This is a genomic window from Ursidibacter sp. B-7004-1 (assembly GCF_053654055.1).
Genome location: NZ_JBSIUP010000072.1, coordinates 1 through 2,169 on the forward strand (window position 1 = coordinate 1; position 2,169 = coordinate 2,169).

Here is a 2,169-nt window from a genome sequence, read left to right on the forward strand (position 1 = left end):
GTGGAGAATAATTATCTATTCAAAAATGAGGTGGCTCGAAAATATGAACTGGAACAAAAGGCAAGAAGCGGTACTATCACCCAATTAGAACAGCAAGAGCTTGCTGAAATCAATAAATTAGATAAGGCTCGAGATGTTAAATTAGTCTCTTCTTGTGTCGATAAAATGTCCCCAACTTGTCGAGAGGAAAGTAAACAAGTGGATGCTGCTAAAGCAAGTTATTCAGGTTCAGAGTTAAGTTACGCCTATGCTTACCCTGTTTACACCGCATATTCAACAAAATATGAGGAGGATTATAAGAAAGCAGTTTCATTCTCCGAACAGTATTCGATTTTAACGGCGAGTAAAGAAAAAGCATATGCGGATTTTGAGGCACGTTTTGATTTACCGAAAGGTAGTGTAAATCAATTTACTCAATGGGGAGATGTTATTGCGAGTACAGCCGGTTTAATCGGAACAAGCAATGTTGGGAAATCGGCATTAAGTGGTGATTTTTCGAAAAGTGTGCCGAAAGAGGTTAATTCGGGTAATAAACTGGATGTGGTTGGGGAAACAACTAACTATAAAACAAGCAATATAGATTTCTCTAGTTTGGAAATTGAAATATCTAAACAAAATAAACATTTAAAAAATACTAATGAATATAAAGTTGCTATTGCCAATGATCAGAAAAAAAGTATTGTTACTATTGATTTAAATTCTTTAAAAGGTTATGCAGGAACAGGACAACAAGTTGGAAAGCTTGAAGTAGGTCTTCCTGGATCAAAAGAAAGAATAAATTTCAATAAAATTATAGGTGATTACGTTGATCCTATAACGGGAAAAAGCACTCCAACAAAAATAGGTATTATTCATTATAGTAAAAATGGATATCATATAGTACCGGCTAAACCAAATGAGGATTAATTTCATGATAAATGAAGAAGTTATAAGGCTACGAATATCCATACAGAATGCCTTAATTGGAAAAATAACAAAAGAAGTTAGGGGGGTATATGTAAAAATAAAAAATAATTGCATATACCTGTATATCATAGTTGATGGTGAAACCTCTGATTATTGGAAAGAAATGATCTATGAAATTGGTACAGATTTGATATCTCATTTTGACGAAAATTATAATATTAGCGAAAATTTGATCAGGTTAGACTATCCCAACATCTTATATTTTAAAGATTATATATGTGTATATAAACGTTACGAATCCCCGGTGATGTGCATCTCCTGATGTATGTCAGTATCATGTTGTTCCTAAGACAATGTTTAAACTTGAAGCCGGTATAAATTATTGGGAGAAACAAAAATGATAAATAAGTATAAATGTCCTTGTTGCCATAATAATACTCTTTCAGAAGAAAGAGAGTATGAGATATGCAGTGTTTGTGGTTGGGAAGATGATCCAATTCAATTTGATGATCCTAATTTTAGAGGAGGAGCTAATTCTTTTAGTTTGAATGAATCAAGAGAATGTTTCTTAAAATTTTCTAATAATGCTGAGAAATGATCCTAGTTCAAGTAGACCTGACAGATTGGAATTTCAGTTCTCAATTGATGGTGTAAAACAAGAGAAATTAAAATTTAATAATGAGGCAAGTAAAAAATGATTAATGAAGAAATTGAAACTATAAATAAAATATATGAAGTTATTTCAATAGTAGATATTGTGAAATTTAATTCATTTGAATATGTATATAAGATAAATGAAAAAGAAGGTTGGGCTAGTATGGGGTTAGTTTATAAATTAAATGATACTGTAGTATCTCAAAATGATTTTGATATTCTTAATGAGAATTTATTGGAGGATTTGAGTGAAAGGTTGCGTTCTATAATGTTTAATAAAACAGGAGGACAGTGGAGAAAATTTGTTTTATCTTTTCAAGATAACAAGATTAAAACAAAATTTGAATATAATGAACAATATATTGGTTAATTGGAGATGTTTCAATAAAATATATTGTTTATAATTTGACCTTATTAGAAGCCTTGAAAATACAGGCTTCTTCATCATACAAATTGTTCACAGCATACAATGTGGAACACTGGGATAATACAAGCGGTTGTTTATGATTAAAATTTTGCAAATTCTAGTGGTAAATTTACCGCTTGTATTTGATACAAGTGGCTTTTCGCTTGCTCGCCCACTGGTACGCATTACACTGAATGAGCAAC

General features: G+C 31.3%; 3 protein-coding genes. All 3 read left to right on the forward strand.

Annotated elements, in window-relative coordinates; genetic code table 11:
* On the forward strand, window positions 1-906 hold a 906-nt coding region (locus ACWIW0_RS11240; RefSeq protein ID WP_454453387.1), incomplete at its 5' end, for a polymorphic toxin type 50 domain-containing protein.
* A 397-nt stretch (window positions 907-1,303) separates the two neighbouring features.
* Window positions 1,304-1,504 carry a CPCC family cysteine-rich protein gene (locus tag ACWIW0_RS11245; protein WP_157395578.1) on the forward strand — a complete coding sequence of 67 codons (201 nt, stop codon included), beginning with the start codon at window positions 1,304-1,306 and terminating at the stop codon, window positions 1,502-1,504.
* 96 nt (window positions 1,505-1,600) lie between these two features.
* Entirely contained in the window at window positions 1,601-1,930 is a 330-nt protein-coding gene (locus ACWIW0_RS11250; protein WP_157395579.1) for a hypothetical protein, read from the forward strand.
* The last annotated feature ends 239 nt before the right edge of the window (window positions 1,931-2,169 follow it).

Excerpts from the sequence above, each read along its gene's own strand:
- ACWIW0_RS11245 (WP_157395578.1), top strand. The coding sequence starts at position 1,304 with ATGATAAATAAGTATAAATGTCCTTGTTGCCATAATAATACTCTTTCA.
- ACWIW0_RS11250 (WP_157395579.1), top strand. The coding sequence starts at position 1,601 with ATGATTAATGAAGAAATTGAAACTATAAATAAAATATATGAAGTTATT.